The organism is Azospirillum doebereinerae, assembly GCF_003989665.1.
GTDB lineage: Bacteria > Pseudomonadota > Alphaproteobacteria > Azospirillales > Azospirillaceae > Azospirillum > Azospirillum doebereinerae.
Window position 1 is genome coordinate 37,597 of record NZ_RZIJ01000019.1, and the last position, 21,907, is coordinate 59,503.

The 21,907-nt window shown below is 68.7% G+C and carries 22 protein-coding genes; 11 read left to right on the top strand and 11 right to left on the bottom strand.

Annotated features, from left to right (window positions below; genetic code table 11):
* Window positions 1–211: 211 nt before the first annotated feature.
* The 10 genes from EJ913_RS21440 (at window position 212) to EJ913_RS21480 (ending at window position 10,103) form a co-directional block, all read left to right on the top strand.
* A complete protein-coding gene (locus EJ913_RS21440) occupies window positions 212–712 on the top strand; it encodes a YcjF family protein (RefSeq protein WP_127001688.1) in 501 nt (166 codons plus the stop codon).
* Between the two features lie 47 nt (window positions 713–759).
* Complete coding sequence (locus tag EJ913_RS31785) at window positions 760–930, top strand: hypothetical protein (RefSeq protein WP_185909876.1); 171 nt, start codon at window positions 760–762, stop codon at window positions 928–930.
* A 62-nt stretch (window positions 931–992) separates the two neighbouring features.
* The gene (locus EJ913_RS21445; protein ID WP_238518970.1) at window positions 993–1,751 is read left to right on the top strand and encodes a substrate-binding periplasmic protein; all 759 of its coding nucleotides are present in this window, start codon (window positions 993–995) and stop codon (window positions 1,749–1,751) included.
* A complete protein-coding gene (locus EJ913_RS21450) occupies window positions 1,748–3,502 on the top strand; it encodes an ATP-binding cassette domain-containing protein (RefSeq protein ID WP_127001690.1) in 1,755 nt (584 codons plus the stop codon). Before EJ913_RS21445 ends, EJ913_RS21450 begins: the two co-directional genes overlap by 4 nt.
* 1 nt (window position 3,503) lies before the next feature.
* The gene (locus tag EJ913_RS21455) at window positions 3,504–4,835 is read left to right on the top strand and encodes an SPFH domain-containing protein (protein ID WP_127001692.1); all 1,332 of its coding nucleotides are present in this window, start codon (window positions 3,504–3,506) and stop codon (window positions 4,833–4,835) included.
* Between the two features lie 7 nt (window positions 4,836–4,842).
* Window positions 4,843–6,507: an ATP-binding cassette domain-containing protein gene (locus EJ913_RS21460; RefSeq protein WP_127001694.1), complete on the top strand. Its 1,665-nt coding sequence runs from the start codon at window positions 4,843–4,845 to the stop codon at window positions 6,505–6,507.
* Between the two features lie 54 nt (window positions 6,508–6,561).
* Complete coding sequence (locus EJ913_RS21465) at window positions 6,562–7,716, top strand: SDR family oxidoreductase (protein ID WP_127001696.1); 1,155 nt, start codon at window positions 6,562–6,564, stop codon at window positions 7,714–7,716.
* A 28-nt stretch (window positions 7,717–7,744) separates the two neighbouring features.
* Window positions 7,745–8,158: an SET domain-containing protein gene (locus EJ913_RS21470; protein ID WP_127001698.1), complete on the top strand. Its 414-nt coding sequence runs from the start codon at window positions 7,745–7,747 to the stop codon at window positions 8,156–8,158.
* On the top strand, window positions 8,155–8,889 hold the full coding sequence (locus EJ913_RS21475) for a hypothetical protein (protein WP_185909877.1): 735 nt from the start codon (window positions 8,155–8,157) through the stop codon (window positions 8,887–8,889). The genes EJ913_RS21470 and EJ913_RS21475 overlap by 4 nt, the downstream gene beginning before the upstream one ends.
* Window positions 8,890–8,924: 35 nt before the next feature.
* Window positions 8,925–10,103 (top strand): porin, encoded by a 1,179-nt coding sequence (locus EJ913_RS21480; RefSeq protein WP_127001700.1) that lies wholly within the window; start codon window positions 8,925–8,927, stop codon window positions 10,101–10,103.
* A 63-nt stretch (window positions 10,104–10,166) separates the two neighbouring features.
* On the opposite strand, the gene EJ913_RS21485 is transcribed toward EJ913_RS21480, so the two are convergent.
* From EJ913_RS21485 to EJ913_RS21515, 7 genes are all read right to left on the bottom strand, one after another.
* Window positions 10,167–11,081 carry an SMP-30/gluconolactonase/LRE family protein gene (locus tag EJ913_RS21485; RefSeq protein ID WP_127001702.1) on the bottom strand — a complete coding sequence of 305 codons (915 nt, stop codon included), beginning with the start codon at window positions 11,079–11,081 and terminating at the stop codon, window positions 10,167–10,169.
* Window positions 11,078–12,613 carry a tripartite tricarboxylate transporter permease gene (locus tag EJ913_RS21490; RefSeq protein WP_127001704.1) on the bottom strand — a complete coding sequence of 512 codons (1,536 nt, stop codon included), beginning with the start codon at window positions 12,611–12,613 and terminating at the stop codon, window positions 11,078–11,080. Before EJ913_RS21490 ends, EJ913_RS21485 begins: the two co-directional genes overlap by 4 nt.
* 16 nt (window positions 12,614–12,629) lie before the next feature.
* A complete protein-coding gene (locus EJ913_RS21495) occupies window positions 12,630–13,154 on the bottom strand; it encodes a tripartite tricarboxylate transporter TctB family protein (protein ID WP_127001706.1) in 525 nt (174 codons plus the stop codon).
* A 73-nt stretch (window positions 13,155–13,227) separates the two neighbouring features.
* The gene (locus EJ913_RS21500; RefSeq protein WP_127001708.1) at window positions 13,228–14,193 is read right to left on the bottom strand and encodes a Bug family tripartite tricarboxylate transporter substrate binding protein; all 966 of its coding nucleotides are present in this window, start codon (window positions 14,191–14,193) and stop codon (window positions 13,228–13,230) included.
* A gap of 98 nt (window positions 14,194–14,291) precedes the next feature.
* Window positions 14,292–14,945, bottom strand: coding sequence for a 2-dehydro-3-deoxy-6-phosphogalactonate aldolase (locus EJ913_RS21505; RefSeq protein WP_127001710.1), 654 nt, complete (start codon window positions 14,943–14,945; stop codon window positions 14,292–14,294).
* A complete protein-coding gene (locus tag EJ913_RS21510; RefSeq protein WP_127001712.1) occupies window positions 14,938–15,945 on the bottom strand; it encodes a 2-dehydro-3-deoxygalactonokinase in 1,008 nt (335 codons plus the stop codon). The genes EJ913_RS21505 and EJ913_RS21510 overlap by 8 nt, the downstream gene beginning before the upstream one ends.
* The gene (locus EJ913_RS21515; RefSeq protein ID WP_244939447.1) at window positions 15,909–16,751 is read right to left on the bottom strand and encodes an IclR family transcriptional regulator; all 843 of its coding nucleotides are present in this window, start codon (window positions 16,749–16,751) and stop codon (window positions 15,909–15,911) included. Before EJ913_RS21515 ends, EJ913_RS21510 begins: the two co-directional genes overlap by 37 nt.
* A 295-nt stretch (window positions 16,752–17,046) precedes the next feature.
* On the opposite strand from EJ913_RS21515, the gene EJ913_RS21520 reads away from it, so the two are divergent.
* On the top strand, window positions 17,047–17,823 hold the full coding sequence (locus EJ913_RS21520; protein WP_127001714.1) for an SDR family NAD(P)-dependent oxidoreductase: 777 nt from the start codon (window positions 17,047–17,049) through the stop codon (window positions 17,821–17,823).
* Between the two features lie 73 nt (window positions 17,824–17,896).
* On the opposite strand, the gene EJ913_RS21525 is transcribed toward EJ913_RS21520, so the two are convergent.
* The 4 genes from EJ913_RS21525 to EJ913_RS21540 are packed head-to-tail and all read right to left on the bottom strand — an operon-like array spanning window position 17,897 to window position 21,861.
* On the bottom strand, window positions 17,897–18,916 hold the full coding sequence (locus tag EJ913_RS21525; protein ID WP_127001716.1) for a peptide ABC transporter ATP-binding protein: 1,020 nt from the start codon (window positions 18,914–18,916) through the stop codon (window positions 17,897–17,899).
* Window positions 18,913–19,905 carry an ABC transporter ATP-binding protein gene (locus EJ913_RS21530; RefSeq protein WP_127001718.1) on the bottom strand — a complete coding sequence of 331 codons (993 nt, stop codon included), beginning with the start codon at window positions 19,903–19,905 and terminating at the stop codon, window positions 18,913–18,915. The genes EJ913_RS21525 and EJ913_RS21530 overlap by 4 nt, the downstream gene beginning before the upstream one ends.
* A gap of 4 nt (window positions 19,906–19,909) precedes the next feature.
* Window positions 19,910–20,833, bottom strand: coding sequence for an ABC transporter permease subunit (locus EJ913_RS21535; protein ID WP_127001721.1), 924 nt, complete (start codon window positions 20,831–20,833; stop codon window positions 19,910–19,912).
* Between the two features lie 17 nt (window positions 20,834–20,850).
* Complete coding sequence (locus tag EJ913_RS21540) at window positions 20,851–21,861, bottom strand: ABC transporter permease subunit (protein WP_127001723.1); 1,011 nt, start codon at window positions 21,859–21,861, stop codon at window positions 20,851–20,853.
* Between the last annotated feature and the right edge of the window lie 46 nt (window positions 21,862–21,907).

Sequence of the window (21,907 nt, forward strand, 5' to 3'; positions counted from 1 at the left end):
ATTTTCCAATGGTTGTGTTTCCAGGTCTTCCTTTGTTGAGGACACAAAAATACAACCGGGTGAATTTTCCAATCTCCAGTGAAGCTCAAATTCGACCTTTGCGTGCGTCGTTGCGCCTTGCGCGCAACGCGTTGGTCGGATGACTCGCGTAAAGCGCAAGGTTTCGTTTCCCACCATGCAATCCCTACCGTCCCCTGAAAGGCTTTGGATTATGGAAGACCGTAAGAAGCGTGCCCAGGACCTGATCAAGTACCACAGCTACGCCTCGGGTGCGCTCGGCCTTATCCCGGTTCCGGGTGCCGACGTCGCGGCGGTCAGCGCGGCCCAGCTCAACATGATCCACAAGCTGGCCAAGCTGTACGACGTGGAGTTCGCCCAGGAGCGTACCCGCGCCATCGTCGTCGCCCTGCTCGGCGGCGTGATGCCCGGCGCGCTCAGCACCAGTGTGCTCGGCTCGGCGGTGAAGGCGGTTCCGTTCGTCGGCACCGTGCTCGGCATGGCGGTGATGCCGGCCCTGTCGCTGGCCGCGACCCAGGCGCTGGGCCGCGTGTTCGCGCAGCATTTCGAGACGGGCGGCACGCTGCTGAATTTCGACGTCGACGCGATGCGCGAGCATTTCGCCAAGGAACTGGAGCGCGCCAAGGCCGAGACCTCGGGCTCTGCGGTCGACGCGCCGCAGATGGAGGATGCGCCGGTCCAGAAGGCCGGCTGATCCCAGCGGTTTGACGTCGAACGCCGGGCGGAAAGGAAAGCATCACCGTGTACGAGCTGATCTACATTGGCCTTTGCCTGCTGGTCGGGTTTCTCGCGATCGGCCGTCGGGGCGGGTTTCTGCTCTATGCTTTCCTGGCGGTGGTTCTCACCCCGCCCGGCGCCCTCCTGCTTCTGATTCTGTTGACGGCTCCCCGTAAGAAGGCCGTGAAGGCGTGACGATGGGAACGGGCAACACCAATCAGGACCGGACGGATTTACGGACGAAAGCCGTCGCGCTCGTGCGCCGGTCGTTTTCGTGCCTGCCGCTTTCACGGCTCTGTGCCGCGCTGCTGCTGCCCCTGCTTCTGCTGGCGGCGGTCCCGGCGCGCGCCGAATACTGGACCATCGCGTCGGAAGACCATTTCCCGCCCTACAACTACTCCTTCAACGGCAACCGCACGGGCATCGACACCGAGATCGTCGCCGCCCTGCTGAAGGAATTGGACGTCACCCCGGTCCACCGCCCGCTGTCCTGGAACGAAGTGCTTCAGGCGATGGACAACAACACGGCCGACGTCGGCTTCCAGTTCATCGCGTCGCCCGCCCGTTTCGCGCAGTACAACATGATCGGCCCGTTCCGCACCGGAACCACCGTCTTCATGGTGCGCAAGGACTCCACCATCACCTTCGACCGGCTGGAGGATCTGTCCCCCTACCGCATCGGCGTGGTGGAAGGCTTCAACTATGAATCGGCGTTCGACGCCGCCACCTATCTGGACAAGGTTCCGTCGAGCAGCAACGTGGTCAATTTCCGCCGCCTGATCCTGGGCCGCGTCGATGTCCTCGTCGGCGATCTGCACGTGCTGACCTACATGGCCAAGCAGGACGGCCGGCTGAAGGACGTGCGCGTGCTGCCCAAGCCGCTCGGCCTCGTTCCCCGCTACATCGCCATGCCCAAGGCGCGCAAGGAGAAGGCCGACCGCCTTCAGGCCGCCTTCGTCAAGCTGCGCGACAACGGCACCATCGACCGCATCGTCAACCAGTGGCTCGACCAATGAGCCGGCCCATCCCCCGTCCCTCGAAGCCCGCCTCGGCGCTGCTGGTGCTGACCGGGCTGGCGGACCGCGAGGTTCTGACGCGGCTGATCGTCACCGGCTGCATCTCGGCCACCGCCAACCTCATCAGCCTCGTCAGCCTGAGCGCCGAGCTGTCGGGCTGGCTGCGCGGCGAGGTGATGGACACCCCCTTCCTGGTCTTCTGCGCGTCTCTGATCGTCGGCTACATGTTCAGCAAGCGCTTCGTCGGGCTGCTGCTGACCACCGCCTTCAGCGCGCTGGCCGACACGCGCCGCCGATTTCTGCGCCACGTCACGCTGGGCTCCCACGGGGAAATCCTCGATCTGGAAGCCAAGCAGAGCTTCGACATGGCGAACTACCATCTGGAGCGCATCGCCGCCCTGATGCCGAACTTGTCGATCGCCGCCAACATGGCGTTGGTCGCGCTGGTCGCCTACGCCTATCTGTGGACGCTGTCGACGCTGGGCGCGACGCTGCTGCTGGGCGCCGCCGTTCTGGTCGGCGGCTGGTACGTCCGCGAGGCGCAGCGCACCCGCGCCATGCTGGGCGACGCCAAGACCTCCGAGCTGCGCATGCTCCAGGGCTTTTCCGAGCTGGTCGGCGGCAACGCCGAGGTCAAGCTGGGCAAGTCCCGCCGCGACGAGCTGGTCGCCGCCGTCGAGGCGGACATCGCCAGCTGGGAGGCGCTGAAGCGCCGCCACGGCCGCAGTCTGGGCGAGCTGTTCTCGTGGATCGCCACGATCATCGTCGGCTTCTCCGCCGTCTTCGTCTTCATCTTCCCGCGCATGGGGGCGATGTCCATCGCCGAGCTGCCGACGGTGACCTCGGTCATCCTGTTCCTGGCGCGTCCCCTGTCGAAATTCCTCAACGCCGTGCCCGACTACGTGGCGGCGGAGGACGCGGCCAACCAGTTGACCGCCCTGCTCGCCATCATGCCGGCGGCGGAATACGAGCCGTCGCGTCTGGCCCGCGCGCCCCGCCATTTCGACACCATCGAGTTGCGCGGCGTGAACTTCGCCTACCGGGCCGGCATGCGGCCGGAGCCCTTCATGATCGGCCCCATCGACCTGACCATCCGGTCGGGCAGCGTGGTCGGCATCGTCGGTTCCAACGGGTCGGGCAAATCCACCCTGCTGCGCGTCATCCCGCTGCTGTTCCGTCCCGACGACGGCCAGATCCTGATCGACGGGCAGCCGGTGGAGACCGACCGGATCGAGGCCTACCGCGACCTGTTCTGCGCGGTGTTCCAGGACCACCACATCTTCACGCGGCTGCCGCGCGGCAACGGCTTCGACGACGACCTGTTCCGCGAGATGCTGGCGTACCTGAAGATCGACCATCTGGTGCCGGAGACCGGCGACGGGCTGCTGAACCGCGACCTGTCGAAGGGTCAGCGCCGCCGTCTGGCGCTCGCCGTCGCGGTGGCCGAGGGACGTCCGATCATCATCCTCGACGAATGGACCTCCGACCAGGACGCCGAGTTCCGCACCCGCTTCGCCAACGAGATCATCGGCAAGCTCCAGTCGCTGGGCCGCACGGTGATCTTCGTCTCGCACGACGGCGACCTGTCGGCGATCTGCGACCAGACGATCCGCATGGTCGGCGGGCGCATGAGCGCGCCGGAGCACAATCAGAATCGGCAGGCCGCCTCGGCGCCCGCCGGCATCGACATCATCCAAGCCGGCCCCGGCCTTCGCGCCGACGCCCTGGCCTGCTTGCAGGAGACCGAGTGACATGGCCGACCAAGCCTTCGCCGCCGACGACATGGACGCCGCCCTGCCGAAGCCGAAGTCCCGCCTCGCGGGCCTGCTGGGGTTCTGGTACGAGGAGTACCGCCGGTCGCTGCTCTGCACGCTGCTCGTCGGCATCCTGATCTTCCTCTACTTCATCCCGTCGATCGTCATCTTCATCCCCGCCGGCCACGGCGGCGTGCTGTGGAAGCGTTTCCATCAGGGAACCCAGATCGCGCCGGCGCTGCCCGAGGGCGTGCACGTCATCTTCCCGTGGGACAAGATCGAGGTCTACGACCTCCGCCTCCAGGAGGACACGCGCTCCTACTCGGCCATCGCCAACGACGGCCTGAACGTCAGCATCGAGATCACGGTCCGCTATCGGCCCTACGCCGAGGCGCTGGCCTCCCTGCACAAGCACGTCGGTCCCCGTTATCTCGAAGTGCTGCTGGTGCCGGAGGTCGGTTCGGTCTCGCGCGAGATCGTGTCGCGCTTCAAGGCGGACGAGCTTTACGCCCACCGCCGCCTGCGGGTGCAGACCGAGGCCTACGAGCAGTTGGCCGACCGCGTGATGTACGCCCAGCTGATCGGCGCCGAGGCGTCCGGGCCGCGCGCCGACGCGTCGGTCAAGACCGGCTACGTGCTGATCCAGGACATCCTGATCCGCAACGTCTCGCTGCCCGACGCGATCATGGCGTCGATCGAGCGCAAGATTCAGCAGGACCAGGCCGCCCAGGAATACCAGTTCCGCCTGCAGCGCGAGCTGTTCGAGAGCCAACGCAAGCAGCTGGAAGGGCAGGGCATCCGCGCCTTCCAGGAGACCGTCCAGGCCAACCTGACCGAGAACTACCTGCGTTGGCGCGGCATCGAGGCGACGCTGGAGCTGGCCCATTCGCCCAACTCCAAGATCGTCGTCATCGGCAACGCCGCCAGCGGCGGCCTGCCGCTGATCCTCGACGCCGCGACCGACAAGAGCGGCGCCGGCGCGCTGCCCTCGGCCCCGGCTCCCGGCGTGACCATCGGTTCCGCTTCCGGCGTGCACCCGCCCGGCGCCCCGGTGGCCGGCGTGCCGACCAGCGTCGCGCTGCCGCCGACCGCCCAGCTGCCCTCGCTCAGCGGCGACGGGTCGCCCAACCAGACGCCGGTCGCGCAGATGCCCAGCCTGAACACCGGCCCGGCCGAGCCGACCACGTCTCACACGGCGACGCCTGCCCAGGGTTCGTCTCCTGCCGCGCCGGTTCCGCCGACGCCGCCGGCGGCCAAGACGGCGGCCTCGGCCCCGATCCTGTCGTCGATGTCTCCGTCCCGCCTGCTCGACCTCGTCAAGCCGAAGTGAGGCTGGGATGGATCTCTGGCGCCTCCTGCGACGCGACGCTCTCCGCAACGTCCAATCGCTGTTCCTGCTGGCTGCCTTCGCGGCCGCCCTCAACCTCTCGGTCCTGACGACGCTCAACGACGCGCTGCTGCATCTGGAGGACGGCCACGGGCTCGAACGCCTGCTGCTGATCTTCCTGGTGTCGGCCTTCGTCTGGCGCATGGCGCAGAACCTGCTGATGCGGATGGCGTCCAAGCGGATCCAGGCGGGGCTGGGCCGGCTGCGCGTCGATCTGCTGCGCCGGGCGCTCGCCGCCGACCTGCCGGACGTGATGGCGCTGGGTCCCAACCGCATCGCCCAAGCGGCGGGGGCGGAGCTGCAAATCCTGGCGCAGGCGGTGCCGACGCTGGTCATCAGCGTGCAGTCGGTGGCGGCGATCATCCTCTGCCTGGTCTACCTGTCGTCGCTGTCGGGTCTGGCCGTGCTGATCGTGCTGGCCAGCCTGGGGATCGGCGGCATCATCGTCGCCCGCATCGTCGCCAAGCTGGAGGTCCAGGCCGAAAGCATCCACGAGAGCGAGGTCGGGCTGACCGAGCGGGCCGACCACATCCTGAAGACCCTGCGCGAGTGCAAGGTCAACCGCCGCCGCCGCGCCAACGCGCTGGCCGACATCGACGCCTGCACCGGCGAGCTGCACCGCAAGCGGTTCCAGTTCAACGTGCTCTACGCCGACTACTACATGGCCAACGAGCTGGCCTACTACTTTTCGATCGCCGGGATCATCTTCCTGCTGCCGGCCCTGGCGGCGACGGAGATCTCGACCGTGGTGCTGTCGGCGCACGCCGCCGCCTTCGTCGCCTACCCGGTGATCACCATCGTCACCTCCTACCCGTCCTACATGGGCGCGGAGACGGCGGCGCGCAGCTACCTCGCCATCGAGGCGGAGCTGAAGACGCCGGCCCTGCCGCCCAAGCCCGCGCCCGGTCCGGCGGTGGACTTCACTGGCTTCTCCACCCTGGCGCTGGAGGGCACGACCTTCCGCCACGCCGGGCGCGACGGGATCGGATCCTTCTCCGTCGGGCCGATCGACCTGACGGTGGAACGTGGGACGGTGATCTTCGTCACCGGCCACAACGGCTCGGGGAAAAGCACGCTGGTCCATATGCTGCTGGGGCTCTACCCGGCGCACCGCGGCGCGCTGACGGTGGACGGCCAGCCGGTGGCGGCGGACGAGATGGCGTCCTACCGCGACCTGTTCTCCGTCGTCTTCTCCGACGTCCACCTGACCCGCCAGCTCTACGGCGCCCGCGACCTGGAGGACGGCTTCGCCGAGGAGCTGTTCGACCTGCTGGAGATCGCCGACAAGGTGGCGCTCGACGGCAACGCCTTCACCACGGTGGAGCTGTCGCAGGGCCAGAAGAAGCGCCTCGCCCTGGTCGCGGCCCTGCTGGAGCGCAAGCCCGTGCTGGTGCTCGACGAGTGGGCGGCCGACCAGTCCCCCTATTTCCGCCGCAAATTCTACCGGGAGATCATCCCCTGGCTGAAGGCGCGCGGCATCACCGTGATCGCGGTGACCCACGACGACGCCTATTTCGACGCGGCCGACGTGCAGATCCAGGTGGACCGGGGCAGTGCCCGCCGCTTGGTTCCCGCCCGCCCGGCCTCCGAACCCGAATCGCTTCCCGCCGTCTGACGATGGGTGGCTCCCTTCTCCCTCCCGCAACATTCAAGCGAGACTGAGGTCCAAATGATTCTCCTCACCGGTGGCACTGGCTTTCTCGGCGGCGCCTTCTACCTCGACGCCGTCAGGAACGGGAACGGGGCCGACTACATGCTGCTGGTCCGCGGCGCCGACGAGGCCGCCTGCCGCGCCCGTCTCGCGACCAACCTGAACCGCCACAGCGACCGCGAGACGGCCGATGCCGCCGCCCGCCTGTGCCAGATCCTGCCGGGGGACCTTCAGTCGCTGGCGACCAGCACCGATCCGCGCCTGGACCAGGTGACGAAGATCGTCCACATCGCCGCCGACACCTCCTTCGACAGCCGCCAGTCGGTGTGGGAAATCAACGTCGACGGCACGCTGGCGCTGGCCGGCCGCGCGCGCAAGATGAAGCACCTCCAGCGCTTCCTGCACATCGGCACCGCCTTCTGCTGCGGCGAGGCCCCGCACATGCAGATGGTGAAGGAGGCTCCGGCCGCCAGCCACACCGCCCCGCACATCGCCGAATACACCCGCAGCAAGGCGGCGACGGAACACGCGCTGGCCGCCGCCTTCCAGGACCTGCCGATCGTCGTCGCCCGCCCGTCCATCGTGGTCGGCCATACCAAGCTCGGCGTGCGGCCCAGCGCCAGCATCTTCTGGTACTACCGCCTGATCGACCGGACCGGCCTGCTGCCCTGCACCCCGGACGGCTTCATCGACATCATCCCGGTGGATTGGGCCACGGCCCGCCTGCACGACCTGCTGAACAAGCCCGACCTGAAGCACAAGCTCTACCACGTCTCGGCCGGTGAAGGGGCGCGCACGACCTGGACCGAATTCGAGAAGGGCTTCGCCGCCCATGGGCACGAGGGCCAGCGCCCCTACACCCGCTTTGACCACAAGGGGCCGGAAGGCTGGAAGCCGTTCGACGCGGCCTTCCGCGCCGCCTTCCCGGAGCGCACCCTGCTGAACCGGACGATGGCCGTGGGCGCCCGCAAGTACCACCGCTTCATCGCGCAGGACATCGCCTTCGACAACAGCCGCCTGCTGGCCGAAGGCTTCGCGCCGCCCCCGCGCTTCATCGACTACCTCGGCACCTGCCTGGCCAGCAGCGACGCGACCATCGGCGAGCAGTTCGTCGACGACGCCAGCAGCTTCGAGTTCGACGAGGCGCTGATGGCCGCGCCGGTCGCCGCCTGACGCGACGTTTGTTGGAAAGACGGATGCCATGCCCCTGCTGATCCCCACCCGTGTCGCGTCCAGCCCGATCGAGGGGCTGGGCCTGTTCGCCCAGGCGCCGGTCGCCGCCGGCACGCCGATGTGGGCGTTCGACGCCCGCATCGACCGCCTGCTGGAGCCCGACGCCGCGCTGCTGGTCGATTACCCGGAGCTTGCCCGGCTGATCGACGCGCATGGCTGCGTGATCGAGGGGCTGGGCATCCTGCTTCCCGGCGACAACGCCCGCTTCGTCAACCACGCGGACAGCCCGCTGATGGGCCGCGCCGACGCGGCGGACTGGCGGCGCTTCGTCGCCTTGCGCGACATCGCCGCCGGGGAGGAGATCACCTGCAATTACGAGGAGATCTGCGAGGATGTCCGCGAGGCCGGCGCCGCGCGCTACCTGAGCGGTGACGTGGGATGAACCCCTGGCCGCTGCGCACGAGCATCGTTTCCGGTTCCGAGTTGTCCGCCGAACGGCGGGCGGCGATGTTCGTCCTGCTCAGCGTCTGGTTCGAGGGCTACGGCGAGGCCTATTTCAACGAGGAACTGGCCGAGGTCGACCACTGCCTTCTCCAGGAGGATGCGGAGACCGGCGAACTGGTCGGCTTCGCCACCGTGTACCGGCGGGAGACGGAGATCGACGGCCGGGCGGTCGGAGTCCTGCTGACCGCGCATTGCATCCTCCACCGCCGTTACTGGGGGTCGAACGGGCTGGTGCGCGCGATGCTGAGCTTCATGCTGGATCGCGTCCGGGCCGATTCGTCCGACCGTGTCTGGTACTGGATGTACAGCGCCGTCGGCTACCGCTCCTACCGTTACATGCCGGTGCTGTTCCGCCGCCACGTTCCCGACCCCGACACGGCGCTCGATCCGCTCGACCGGGCCGTGCGCGACTGGGTGGGACGGGAGACCTTCGAGCAGTACTACGACCCGGAAGGCGGGTTCGTGGACTGGAACTGGCAAGGCTACGGGATGACGGAGGAGGCCCGCGCGATCAGCGAGGCCAAGCTCGACAGCCCGGCGGTCGCCCAGTTCCGCCGTGTCAACCCGCGCTGGGCCGAGAGCGTCGAAATCCTTTGCCAGGCGCGGCTCGACGACGGCAACCTGACCGATATGGCGCGGCGCTGGTTCCCGCGCGCCAAGAAATCCTAACCCTTTCCTCTCCGACCGATGGAATGATCCGACCGATGCGTTTTGCCGTTTCCGCCCGCACCGCCGCCACCGCCACCGCCGTCGTCGCCCTGGGCGCGGCTCTTGCGTCTCCGGCGCTGGCCCAGTCCAGCTTCGACATCACCGTCGGCGGCGATGGCTATTTCCAGGGCGCCTTCGTCGACCAGCGCCAGGACAGCGGCCTGCGTTCGACCGAATTCGCCAACCGCCTGCGCCTGACCATCTCGCCGAACGCCAAGGCCGACAACGGGCTGGAATACGGCGGGCGCCTGCGCCTGCTGGCCGGCAACGGCGACCCCGCGGTGTCGAGCCGGACGGTGGAGAACGACCGCGCCTTCCTCTACGCCACCGGCGGCTTCGGCACGGTGCAGGCCGGCGTGCTCAACGGTCTGTCCGACGAGTACGGGATGATCGGCCCCAACGTCGAGGGCGTGGCCGGCAGCGCCGACAGCAACGGGTTGCTGTTCCTGAACGGCTCCACCACCTATGGCGCGCTGCCGCTGACCGCGACCAGCGTGCGCACGCTGATCAGCTACGACGCCGGCACCAAGATCGTCTATCTCAGCCCGTCCTTCGGCGGCGTCCAGGCGGCCTTCTCCTACACCCCGCGCTCGGGCGACTCCAACACCTCGGTCAACCGCCGCAAGACCGACGCGCTGGGCGGCGGCCTGTCGTTCCACGACGTGATCGAGGGGGGCGCCGTCTACCAGGGCGTCTTCGACGCGGTGACGGTGGAGGCCAGCGCCTTCTACCAGACCGGCAAGACGGTCCGGCAGACCGACGGCGTGTCCGACCAGCGCTTCGAGAACCTGAACTCGTTCCATGTCGGGGCGAACGTGGCCTATGAGGGCTTCAAGGTCGGTGCCAGCTACGCCTACAGCGGCGACAGCGCCTATGCCAAGGACGCCCCGTCCAAGCGGGACCAGGAGGTCCTGATCGTCGGCGGGCAATACGCCAGCGGCCCGCTGCTCTTCGCCGCCAACTACGTGCGGGCGCGCGGCAACGATTCGGCGACCCTGTCGACCCCCGCCAAGGCCGACATCTGGCAGGGCGGTATCACTTGGACCGTGGCGCCTGGCCTGACCACCGGGCTGGAATACGACTACGTCCGCTCCAGCCTGTCCTCGACCACCGGCGGCGCCGACCTGAACGACCGCGCCGACATCGTGATGCTGGACACCCGCTTCGCCTTCTAAGGGACGAGGGAACGCCAAGACAAAAAGGAAAAGGCGCCGGAGACGGCGCCTTTTCCTTTTTGGTCACTGGGTCAGACGCGGTTCGGGAAGTCCCTGGACGCCGGGGTCGAACATCAGGACGCGCCCGCCATGGGGGTCCTCCGCCAAGTCGGCCGGTCCCCGGCTGAGCGAGGTGACCAGCATCGTCCGCAGGTCGTCCCCGCCGAAGGCGCACATGGTCGGCTTGCGCATCGGCACCTCGATGCGGCGGTCCAGCACGCCCTGCGGGGTGAAGCGCTTGATGCAGCCCTCGTCCAGGCAGCAGATCCAGTAACAGCCGTCGACGTCCACGGTGGCGCCGTCCGGCCGTCCGACCATCGCGCGCATGTCGACGAAGGGACGCCGGTCCCGCGCGGTGCCGGTGTCGGGATCGTAGTCCCAGCTCCAGACCATCCGCACGTCGCGGTGGGTGTCGGACGCGTAGAGGATGCGCCCGTCCGGGCTGAAGGCGGAGCCATTGGGGATGACGAACCCCGTCAGCCCCGTCTCCGTCAGCCCGTCGGCACGGGTGAAGCGGTACCACGCGCCGGACGTGTCGCCCTGCGTGATGTCCTTGACCATGCCGGACACCCAGAGCCGCCCCTGGCGGTCGCAGCGACCGTCGTTGAAGCGCATGCCGTCCTTCGGGAAGGGGGCGGCGGCGAGGCGCGCGACCGTCGCCTCCCCGCCCTCTTCCGGCAGGTCCACGTCGAAGACGCCGGTCTCGCAGCCGCAGACCGCACCGCCGTCCGGCCGCAGCACCAGGCTGCCGATCATCTCCGGCAGGGTCCAGCGGCGGTGACGGCCGCTGGAGGGATCCAGCCGGTGGACGCTGCGCCCCGGAATGTCGATCCAGGTCCAATCCCGGCGGTCGGCGTCCCACACGGGGTTCTCGCCGTTGCCGTTGCGCAGATCCGGAACGGCGACCGCGTCGAGCCCGATGACGGTGACCGTGGTCACTTCACGCCTCCGGTGCCGGCGCCGACCGTCCGGCCGTCCGGCGTCGGTCCGCCGCCGTCGCCCTTCAGGTGCTTGAGCAGCGGCAGCAGCAGCGTGATCGCGGCGACCAGCAGCAGGCCCAGCGTGATCGGGCGGGTGTAGAGGAAGTCGAGGCTTCCCCCCGACAGCGACAGGGCGCGGCGGAAGCTCGCCTCGGCCATCGGCCCCATGATCAGGGCCAGCACGACCGGCGAGGCCGGGTAGTCCCAACGCTGCATGAAGAAGCCGACCACGCCGGTCGCCAGCATGATGCCGACGTCGAACATGCTGTTGTTGATGGCGTAGGCGCCGACGACGCAGAGCGTGAGGATCAGCGGCGTGAGGATCGAGCGCGGCATCTCCAGCACCTTGCCCATCAGGCGCAGCGAGGAGAGACCCAGCACCAGCAGCGCCGCGTAGCAGAACAGCATGCCGGCGAACAGCGTGAAGACCAGGCCGGCGTGGTCCTTGAACAGCAGCGGACCGGGTTGCAGACCCTGCATGGTGAGCGCGCCCAGCATGACCGCCGTCACCGCGTCGCCGGGGATGCCCAGCGTCATCATCGGCAGCAGGTCGCCGCCGGTGCAGGCGTTGGCGCCGGATTCGGCGGCGGCGACCCCCTTCAGTTCGCCCTTGCCGAAATTCTCCGGATTCTTGGAGAAGCGCTTGGCCTCGTTGTAGGCGACGAAGGAGGCGATGTCGGCGCCGGCGCCGGGAATGATGCCGACGATGATGCCCAGGCCCGACGAGCGCAGGATCGTGAAGATCAGGCCCTTGAAGACGTCCCAGGGCGGGATGATGCGGCCGATGTGGACCTTCACCTCGGCGCGGGAAGCGGGTTGGCCCAGCGACTTGAAGGCTTCCGACGCCGCGAACAGGCCGATCATCACCGGGATGAAGGGGACGGCGAGCAGCTCGTTGAAGCCGCCGGTGAAGCGCGGGAAGCCGCCCATCGGGTCCATGCCGACGGTGGACAGCAGCAGGCCGAGGAAGCCGGCGATCAGCCCCTTGACCAGGGATTCGCCCGACACGCTGGTGATGATCGACAGGCCGAACACGGCCAGCGCGAAGGTCTCGGCGGCCGAGAACTCCAGCGCGATGCCGGCCAGCAGCGGGGCGAGGAAGATCAGCATGAAGACGCTGAAGGTGCCGCCGATGCAGGACGAGAGGGTGGCGGTGCCGAGCGCGATGCCGGCCTGCCCCTTCTGGCTCAGCGCGTAGCCGTCCATCGCCGTCGCGGCGGCGGCGGGCGTGCCCGGAATCTTGAGAAGGATGGCGGTGATCGAGCCGCCGTAGATGCCGCCGAAGAAGACGCCGGACAGCATCAGGATGGCGGGAGCCGGGTCCATCCCGAAGGTGAAGGGCAGCAGGATCGCCACGCCCATGGTGGCCGTCAGGCCGGGCAGCACGCCGATGATGATGCCCAGCGCCACGCCCATCAGGGCGAGCAGCAGGGTTACCGGATCCGCCGCCAGATTGGCGAACCCCTTGAGGAGCATGTCGATTTCATACATCTTCCGGACTCCTCGCCTACAGCTCGGCGGCTTCGAACAGGCTTCCGACGGGCAACGGGATCTGCAGGCCGTACAGGAAGATCAGGTAGAGGAAGGCGGTGATCCCGACGGCGAGCAGCGGGGTGCGCACCCAGCTTCGCTGTCCCATCAGCCGCATCATGCCGATCAGGAACACCACCGTCGTCGGAAGGTAGCCGATCAGCGAGATCAGGTAGATGTAGACGGCCGTCGCCACCACCCCGATGGCCACGGGGGCGAAGCGGAAGCCGGTTCCGGGCTGGGCCGGCTCTGCGGCGCGCTCCTGGTTCCGCCGCGTCGGCAGCAGGCGGCCGATCACCAGGATGGCGCTCAGCACGATCAGGATGCCCGCGTAGATCAGCGGGAAGCGGGCCGGCCCGACGTCGCTGTCCAGGCCGGTGGTCGGGAAGTCGCGCGACACGGCGATGGCCGCGACGGCGACCACGGCGACGATGATGCCGGCGGCGATGTCCGCGGAACGCGGCGCACCCGCCCCCGGGGCTCCCTCGGGAGAATGACTCATTCGACGTCTCCTCGGACGGGGCGCGGCGGTGATGCCGGCCGTGCCCCGCCGTCCTTCTTGCTTACTGGCTTGCTTACTTGGCCATGCCGAGCTTGGTCATCAGGTCCTTGAAGAAGGTGTTGTCCTTCTGCATGACCTTGCCGAACTCGGGACCGTCGGCGTAGGCCAGGGTCAGGTTCATCTTGGTCAGCGTCTCCTTGAAGGACGCCTCCTCGACGGTCGCCTTGGAGGCCGCGCGCAGCGTCTCGACCACGGCCTGCGGGGTCTTCTTCGGAACGACGATGCCGCGCCAGGTGTAGACCGACAGGTCGACGCCCTTCTCCTTCACGGTGGGCACGTCCGGGAAGGCCGGCGAACGCTCGTCGGCCAGGACGGCCAGGATGCGCAGCTTGCCGGCGGCGACGTGGTTCACCACCTCGGCCGGGCTGACGCTGACGGCCTCGATGTGGTTGCCGAGCAAGGCGGTGACCGCCGGGTTGGCGCCGTCATAGGGGATGTGGTTGAAGGTCAGGCCGGTCTTGTCCTGAAGCGCGGCGGCGGCGAGGTGCCAGATGGCGCCGGTGCCCGAATTGCCGATGCGGACCTTGCCGGGGTTCGCCTTGGCGTTGGCGATGAAGTCCTCGTAGGTCTTGAAGGGCGAATCCGCGTTCACCGTGATGGCGCTGGGCTCGGCGTTCAGGCGGGCGATCGGGGTGAAGTCGTCGGCGGTGAAGCGGGCGATCCCCATGTGCGGCAGCATGGTGATCTCGACGGTGCCCATGCCGATCTTGTAGCCGTCGGCGCGCGCGGCCATGATCTCGGTCAGGCCGACCGCGCCGGCGCCGCCGGTCTTGTTGACCACGCCCATCGACTGGGGCAGGTGCTTCTTGGCGGCGTCGGCGTAGGCGCGGGCGACCAGATCGGTGCCGCCGCCGGCCGCGTAGGGCACGGTCAGCTCGATCGGCTTGGTCGGGTATTCGGCGGCCGTGGCGGCGACCATCAGGCTGGCCGAGGCCAGGGCGCCGACGACGGCGCCGGTCAGAAAGCGATAACCCTTCATAAGCGTTCTCCCTGCAAACTTGCTTGGCGATGGTGGGTGTGGGGTGAGGAAAAGCGGGAACCCGTGGCGCTTGGCGCGCTCCTGTGCGGGCGGTGTGATCATGAGCCGGGGTTCAGCGTCTTCCAGGACGCGACGAAGGCGGCGGCCCGTTCGGCGATCTCGGCGGTGGCCATGCCCGGCTTGTAGAGGGCCGATCCCAGGCCGAAGCCGGCGACGCCGACCTCCAGGAAGGGGGCCATGGTGTCCGGGGCGATGCCGCCCACCGGCAGCAGGCGGGTGCCGGCCGGCAGCACGGTGCGGATCGCCTTGACGATGGTCGGGTTGATCTGCTCGGCCGGGAACAGCTTCAGCGCGTCGGCGCCGGCCGCCAGCGCGGCGAAGGCCTCGGTCGCCGTGGCGACGCCCGGCACGCAGGCCAGCCCCGCCGCCTTGGCGGCGCGGATCACGGCGGTGTCGGCGTGCGGCATCACCACCAGATCGGCGCCGATCTCCTTGAGGCGGGCGACCTGCGCCACCTCCAGCACGGTGCCGGCGCCGACCAGCGCGTCCCGCGGCAGCAGGCGGCGGATCGCGGCGATGCTGTCGAACGGATCGGGCGAGTTGAGCGGCACCTCGATCAGCCGGAAGCCCCGGTCGTAGAGCGCCTGGGCGGCGTCCTCGCATTCGGCGGGCTTCAGCCCGCGCAGGATGGCGACCAGCGGCAGGGCGGCGAAGGCGGCGTCGAGGCGGGCCTTCAGGCTTTCATCAGACATGCTTGTCCTTTCCAGCCGGCGGCGCGATCAGGCCGGCGGCGATGGCGAACTGGAAAAGCCCCTTGGGCGCGGTGTTCTCGAGCCGGGCGGTGGGCTCGATGCCCAGCAGGCCCAGCCCCTGGACGTAGCGGCGGCAGAGCGCGCCCTCGCCGATCAGCAGCAGCGGCCGGCCGGCGTGAATCTCGCCGCCCATGAGCGCGAGGCCGGAGACCATCTCGTGCCCGATCAGCAGGCCGGACAGGTAGTCCTTCAGCAACGCCGGCGCCATGCGCCGCGTGATTCCAAGGGTGCGCGCGGCGAAGAGCTGGTGCGTCAGGTCGCCCGGCCCGCTGGCCTGCGCCGCCCGGACGCCGTCGGCGAAGGCCGCGTCGCGGGCGCCCGTGTCGGCCTCCGCGTCCGCCGGCATCAGGCGCCCGAGGATGGAGTGCTTGGTCAGGACGGCGAAGACCTCGCCGGTCATGTAGGTGGCGAAGCGGGTCATCCGCCCGTCGCTGATCCGCACCCATTTGGAATGGGTGCCGGGCAGCACCATGCAGGCGTCGCGCGCCCAGTCGGGGCGGTCGGCCAGCACGCCGGCGATCTGGATCTCCTCGCCGCGCAGGATGTCCGGCGGGGCGTCGGGCGGGTCGTAGGTGACGCCCGGCGCGATCAGGATGCTGGTTCCCGACGCGCTGTCGACGGTGATGGCGTGGGCCGCCAACGTGCTCGTGTCCGCCGGGCAGGCGACATAGGGCGCCTCGGCCCAGCCCTGGGCGCTGCCGACCATGCCGCCGGCCACCACCGGAATCCCGGCGTTGGCGGACAGCCAGTCGCCGCACAGATCGGCGAAGGCCTGCTCGAATCCGGGAAGGCCCGGCTGCGGCAGATTCTGGATGCCGTGCGCGTTGGCGCGCTGCTCCAGCACGGTGCCGCCGCCGTCCATGAGGAATCCACGCAGACTGGAGGTGCCCCAGTCCAACGCGATCAGGGCAGCCCCGTCGCGCTTCCGTCCTGTTTCCATCCCAATTCCCTTGATATCGCGTCGGCGGTGGCCCGGACCATGGGGCCGAGTTCCGCCATCCGTTCGTCCGGCATGTAGGGCACGGCGCTCGCCACGCTGATCGCGGCGACCACCTGGTTGCTGATGTCGCGCACCGGCGCGCCGACGCAGCGGACGCCGATCTCGTTCTCTTCCAGGTCGAGCACCCAGTCCCGCCGCAGGAAGCCCGCCATCAGCTTTTCGTATTTCGGCCACGGCACCGGGCCGGGCCGGTCGCCCGGCGTCGAGGCCGCCGCGTGCAACTCGCGCCAGCGCGACGGCGGAATGCCCAGCATCAGCGCCTTGCCGATTCCGGTCGAGGCCAGCGGCATGCGGAGGCCGACGCGCGACCGCATCTCCAGCCCGCGCGTGCCGGGAATCTTGTCGAGGTAGAAGACCTCGCCGCCGTCGACCACGCCCAGATGGACGGTGTCGCCGGTGCGCCGGGCCAAATCCTCGATGTGGGGCCGCGCCAACGCCACCAGCGGACGCTGCTCCAGCGCCTTCATGCCGAGCTGGATCAGCTTCGGCCCCAGCAGATAGCCCTTGTAGGGCACGTGGTGCAGGTACCCCTCCGCCACCAGGCTGTTCAGCATGCGGTGGACGGTGCTGCGCGGCGTGTTCAGCCGCGCGGCGATGCCCTTCACCTCCGTCGTGCCCGTCGCCACGCACTCGATCGCCGCCAGCCCGCGAAGCAGGGTCTGGGTGCCGGTGGCCTGCCGCTTTTCGGGCGTGGCCGGATCGATCGCGTCCATGGTCTGGGTCATCGGGTCGGTTCTGGTGGGCATCGTGTCACCTTGATGACGCGACCGTAGCGGCCGCGTTGTATGTTGTCAAATCCAACATAGATAAAATCATATAGTGAGACATTCGGCTAGCGGACGATCTGACGCAGCGGGATCGGGAAACTTGACCCGATGGCCGCATCTGCCTAACATCCTGCGTATATTGAGCAATATGTCTCAATAAATGAGACATTATGCGTTCGGCCCGCCGATCGCCCCGCGCCGCGTCCGTCCGGACGCGAGGCCGGGAATCGCGGTCCGTGCTGCGTTTTCAACGATCGCAAGGAAGGACACGGCAATGTTCGGGGATTTGAAGGGCCGGCGCGTGCTGGTGACGGGCTCGACCCAGGGGATCGGTCTGGCGGCGGTGGAGGCCTTTGCGCGGCACGGCGCGCTGGTCGGCATGAACGGCCGCAAGACGCCGGCCGACCTCGACTCGACGCTGGCCCGATTGAACGAACTGGACGGCGAGGTCGCGTTCTTCTCCGCCGACGTGTCGTCCAGCGCCGAGGCCGCGCGTCTGGTGGAGGCCTTTGTCGCGCGCTTCGGCGGGATCGACGTGCTGATCAACAACGCCGGCGGCCTCGTCGCCCGCAAGCCGCTGGAGGAGATCGACGACGAATTCTTCGACGCGGTGACCGACCTGAACGCGCGTTCCGCCCTGATGGTCACCAAACACGCCCTGCCGCACCTGAAGGACTCGGCCAAGCGGAGCGGCACCAGCGCGTCGGTGATCCTGGTTGGGTCGGTGGCCGGCTACACCGGCGGCGGCCCCGGCGCCGGGCTGTACGGCGCGGCGAAGGCGTGGCTGCACAACATCCAGAAGAACTGGGTGGCCTTCCACACGAAGGACGGCATCCGTTTCAACACGGTGTCGCCGGGCACCTTCGACACGGCCTTCCACGCCGACAAGGACACGGACACCAAGGCCCGCATCGGTGCCGGCTTCCCGATGGGCCGCTTCGGCCGTCCGGAGGAATGCGCGCCGACCTTCCTGTTCTTCGCCTCGAACGCGTGCAGCGGCTACATCACCGGGCAGGTGCTCGACGTGAACGGCGGCCAGTACATGCCCTGAGGCTGGGCACGGCATGGGGATGGGCGGCTTTTATCGGCCGCCCATCCCCATGGGTTTTCACTTCAGGATTGGATCAGTTCATCTCTTCGGCGTAGTGGCAGGCCACCAGCCGTTCGTCCACCGGGCGCAGGGCCGGAACGTCCACGGCGCAACGGTCCGTCGCGTAGGGGCAGCGCTTGTGGAAGGCGCAGCCGGGCGGCGGGTTCAGCGGCGAGGGAAGCTCGCCCTTCGGCACCACCCGCTCCAGCCGCAGGGCCGGGTTCACGCGCGGCGTCGCCGCCAGCAGGATTCGGGTGTAGGGGTGGCGCGGCCGGGCGAAGACCACGTCCTTCGGACCGTGCTCCACTGGCTTGCCGAGATACATCACCATGATCGCGTCGGCGATGTGCCGCACGACGCTGAGGTCGTGGGAGATGAACAGGTAGGCGAGGTTCAGCTCCTCCTGCAGATCCATCATCAGGTTCAGCACCTGCGCCTGGATCGACACGTCGAGCGCCGACACCGGCTCGTCCGCCACCACCACGCGGGGGTTCAGCATCAGGGCGCGCGCGATGGCGATGCGCTGGCGCTGGCCGCCGGAGAACATGTGCGGGTAGCGGTCCACCTGATCGGGCCGCAGGCCGACCTTGCCCATCATGGCGACGGCGCGGGCGCGGCGTTCGTCCTTGCCGATGTCGGTGTTGATGACCAGCGGCTCGGTCAGGATCGAGCCGACCGTCTTGCGCGGGTTCAGCGAGCCGTAGGGGTTCTGGAACACCATCTGCACCGTGCGGCGCAGCGCCTTCATCTCCGACGCGCTGCGGCCGACGACGTCGCGGCCGTCGTAGTGCAACTCGCCGGAACTCGGCGGCTCGATCATGGTGACGGAGCGGGCCAGCGTCGACTTGCCGCAGCCGGACTCGCCGACCACCGCCAGCGTCTTGCCGGCCTGGAGCTGGAACGACACGCCGTCCAGCGCCTTGACGGTCGCCATCGGCTTGAAGACGCCGCGCTTGACGGCGTAGTGCTTGCGCAGGTCGCGCGCCTCCAGCACCACGGCCTGGTCATCGGCGTTGATGGGGGCGGGGGCCTGTTGCAGGGGCAGGGTGCTCATTGGACCGCCTCCCCGGCGGCGTACGCCCCATCGGGCAGGGGGTAGAAGCAGCGCGCCTTGCCGTTGTCCACGTCGAACAGGGCCGGGCGCTCGGCGTGGCAGCGGTCGGTGGCGAAGCGGCAGCGCGGGCTGAACAGGCAGCCCGACGGGCGGTCGGCGATGCCGGGCACCATGCCGGGAATCGTCGGCAGCCGCCGCTTGCCCAATGCCCGTTCCGGCAGCGCGTCGAGCAGCGCCCCGGTGTAGGGGTGGCGCGGGCGCTCGAACAGACTGGCGACGGGACGGGTCTCGGCGACCTGCCCGGCGTACATCACGACGACGCGCTGGGCGGTCTCCGCCACCACGCCCATGTCGTGGGTGATCAGGATCAGGGCCATGCCCCGATCCTTCTGCAAGCGGACCAGCAGATCGAGGATCTGCTTCTGGATGGTCACGTCGAGCGCGGTCGTCGGCTCGTCGGCGACCAGCAGGCGCGGGTTGCAGGCGATGGCGATGGCGATCATCACGCGCTGGCTCATGCCGCCCGAGAGCTGGTGCGGGAAGGCTGACAGCCGGGTCTCGGGCGCGGGGATGCCGACCTGCTCCAGCAGGTCGATGGCGCGGTTGCGCAGCGCCTTGCCCGACAGCCCCTCGTGCACGCGCAACGTCTCCATGATCTGGAAACCGACGGTGAAGCAGGGGTTGAGGCTGGTCATCGGCTCCTGGAAGACCATGGCGACGTCCTTGCCGGTGATCGCCCGGCGCTGGGCCGGCGGCATGGTCAGCAGGTCCTTGCCGCCGAACGCCATGCGGTCGGCGACGACCTTGCCGTTGGATCCCAGCAGGCCCATCACCGCCAGCGAGGTCACCGATTTGCCGGAGCCGGATTCGCCGACGATGCCGACGACCTCGCCCTCGTCCACGGTCAGGTCGATTCCATCCACCGCGCGGAAGGTGCCGGCGCGGGTGGTGAACTCGACCGACAGGTTCTTGATGTCGAGAAGAGGCATGACGTCAACGTTTCAGCTTGGGGTCGAGCGCGTCGCGGAGACCGTCGCCCAACAGATTGAAGGCCAGCACCGTCACCAGGATCGCCACGCCGGGCCAGGTGACGACCCAGGGCGCGCGCTGGAGGAACTGGAGGGAGGAGGCCAGCATGGTGCCCCATTCCGGCGTCGGCGGCTGCGCGCCGAGCCCCAGGAAGCCGAGCGCGGCGGCGTCCAGGATGGCGGTGGAAAAGCCCAGCGTCGCCTGCACGATCAGCGGCGCCAGGCAGTTCGGCAGCACGACGATCAGCATCAGCCGCAGCGGACCGGCCCCGGCGACGCGCGACGCGATGACGTAGTCCTTGTTGACCTCCGCCAGCACCGCCGCGCGGGTCAGCCGGGCGTAGTGTGGGATGACGACGACCGACACCGCCAGCATGGCGTTGGTCAGCCCCGGCCCGAGGATGGCGGCGACCACCACGGCCAGCAGCAGGCTGGGCAGCGACAGCAGGATGTCCATGAAGCGCATGACCAGCACGTCGGTCGTGCCGCCGAAGAAGCCGGCGATCATCCCCAGCCCCAACCCCACGGCCAGCGACAGGGTGACGACGATCAGGCCGATCATCATCGACAGCCGCGCCCCGTACATCAGGCGGGACAGCATGTCGCGGCCGATGTCGTCGGTGCCCAGGATGAAGCGCCACGTCCCGGCGTCGTACCAGACCGGCGGGGCCAGGATCGCCTCGCGGAACTGGATGTTGGGGTCGTGCGGGGCCAGCAGTTCGGCGAAGAGGGCGACCAGGGCGATCGCGACGATCACCACAAGGCCGAGCATCGCGCCCTTGTTCTGCTTGAAATGATACCAGAACTCCACCAGCGGGTGCGGCGGGCGGGTGACCGGGGCCGGAGCGGCGGCCGGAGACTGGCTTGGCGTGGAGATTTCGGTGGTCATGACTCGGTCTCAGGTCCTCACCGCGCGTGGCGGATGCGGGGGTTGAGGACGCCGTACAGCACGTCCACCAGCAGGTTGACCAGGATCACCGCGGTGGCGATCAGCAGGACGCCGCCCTGCAGCGCCGGGTAGTCGCGCCGTCCGATGGACTCGATCAGCCATTTGCCGACGCCGGGCCACGAAAAGATCGTCTCGGTCAGGATGGCGCCGCCCAACAGCGTGCCGACCTGGAGGCCGATGACCGTCACCACCGGAATCAGCGCGTTGCGCAGCGCGTGCATGCCGATGACGCGGCGGTCGGCCAACCCCTTGGCGCGGGCGGTGCGGATGTAGTCCTCGCCCAGCACCTCCAGCATGGCCGAGCGCGTCATGCGGGCCACCACGGCCAGCGGCACGGTGCCGAGCACGATGGTCGGCAGGACCAGATGGTGCAGCGCCGACCAGAAGGCGCCGTATTCGCCGGCCATCAGCGTGTCGATCAGCATGAAGCCGGTCGCCGGCTCCACGTAGTAGAGCAGGTCGAGCCGCCCCGACACCGGCGTCCAGCCCAAGCCGACCGAGAAGAACAGGATCAGCAGCAGGCCCCACCAGAAGATCGGCATCGAATAGCCGGTCAGGCTGAGGCCCATCACGCCGTGGTCGAACAGCGAGCCGCGCTTGACCGCCGCCAGGATGCCGGCCGGCAGCCCGACCAGCGTGGCGAAGAGCATGGCGCAGAACGCCAGCTCCAGCGTCGCCGGGAACAGCGTGACGAACTCGTCGAACACCGAATTGCGGGTGATCAGCGACACGCCGAAATCGCCGCTCAGCACGTTGCCGACGTAGTCGAGGAACTGCTGCCACAGCGGTTGGTCCAGCCCCAGCTCGTGGCGGAACTGGGCCAGCCGCTCGGGCGGGATGCCGCGCTCGCCAACCCGCACCTCGATGGGGTCGCCGGGCACGAGCCGGATCAGAATGAAGGTTAGAAAGGTGATGCCGAGAAAGGTCGGAATCACCAAGCTCACCCGCGTCAGGATGAAGCGAAGCATCGCGAGGTCACTCTTTTGAAAGCACGGTCGAACGCAAAAGGCCGCG

Bases quoted from the DNA above. Each gene is read 5' to 3' on its own strand.
- EJ913_RS21440 (WP_127001688.1), top strand. From the start codon at position 212: ATGGAAGACCGTAAGAAGCGTGCCCAGGACCTGATCAAGTACCACAGC.
- EJ913_RS21450 (WP_127001690.1), top strand. From the start codon at position 1,748: ATGAGCCGGCCCATCCCCCGTCCCTCGAAGCCCGCCTCGGCGCTGCTG.
- EJ913_RS21455 (WP_127001692.1), top strand. From the start codon at position 3,504: ATGGCCGACCAAGCCTTCGCCGCCGACGACATGGACGCCGCCCTGCCG.
- EJ913_RS21460 (WP_127001694.1), top strand. From the start codon at position 4,843: ATGGATCTCTGGCGCCTCCTGCGACGCGACGCTCTCCGCAACGTCCAA.
- EJ913_RS21465 (WP_127001696.1), top strand. From the start codon at position 6,562: ATGATTCTCCTCACCGGTGGCACTGGCTTTCTCGGCGGCGCCTTCTAC.
- EJ913_RS21470 (WP_127001698.1), top strand. From the start codon at position 7,745: ATGCCCCTGCTGATCCCCACCCGTGTCGCGTCCAGCCCGATCGAGGGG.
- EJ913_RS21475 (WP_185909877.1), top strand. From the start codon at position 8,155: ATGAACCCCTGGCCGCTGCGCACGAGCATCGTTTCCGGTTCCGAGTTG.
- EJ913_RS21480 (WP_127001700.1), top strand. From the start codon at position 8,925: ATGCGTTTTGCCGTTTCCGCCCGCACCGCCGCCACCGCCACCGCCGTC.
- EJ913_RS21490 (WP_127001704.1), bottom strand. From the start codon at position 12,613: ATGTATGAAATCGACATGCTCCTCAAGGGGTTCGCCAATCTGGCGGCG.
- EJ913_RS21495 (WP_127001706.1), bottom strand. From the start codon at position 13,154: ATGAGTCATTCTCCCGAGGGAGCCCCGGGGGCGGGTGCGCCGCGTTCC.
- EJ913_RS21500 (WP_127001708.1), bottom strand. From the start codon at position 14,193: ATGAAGGGTTATCGCTTTCTGACCGGCGCCGTCGTCGGCGCCCTGGCC.
- EJ913_RS21505 (WP_127001710.1), bottom strand. From the start codon at position 14,945: ATGTCTGATGAAAGCCTGAAGGCCCGCCTCGACGCCGCCTTCGCCGCC.
- EJ913_RS21510 (WP_127001712.1), bottom strand. From the start codon at position 15,945: ATGGAAACAGGACGGAAGCGCGACGGGGCTGCCCTGATCGCGTTGGAC.
- EJ913_RS21515 (WP_244939447.1), bottom strand. From the start codon at position 16,751: ATGCCCACCAGAACCGACCCGATGACCCAGACCATGGACGCGATCGAT.
- EJ913_RS21520 (WP_127001714.1), top strand. From the start codon at position 17,047: ATGTTCGGGGATTTGAAGGGCCGGCGCGTGCTGGTGACGGGCTCGACC.
- EJ913_RS21525 (WP_127001716.1), bottom strand. From the start codon at position 18,916: ATGAGCACCCTGCCCCTGCAACAGGCCCCCGCCCCCATCAACGCCGAT.
- EJ913_RS21530 (WP_127001718.1), bottom strand. From the start codon at position 19,905: ATGCCTCTTCTCGACATCAAGAACCTGTCGGTCGAGTTCACCACCCGC.
- EJ913_RS21535 (WP_127001721.1), bottom strand. From the start codon at position 20,833: ATGACCACCGAAATCTCCACGCCAAGCCAGTCTCCGGCCGCCGCTCCG.
- EJ913_RS21540 (WP_127001723.1), bottom strand. From the start codon at position 21,861: ATGCTTCGCTTCATCCTGACGCGGGTGAGCTTGGTGATTCCGACCTTT.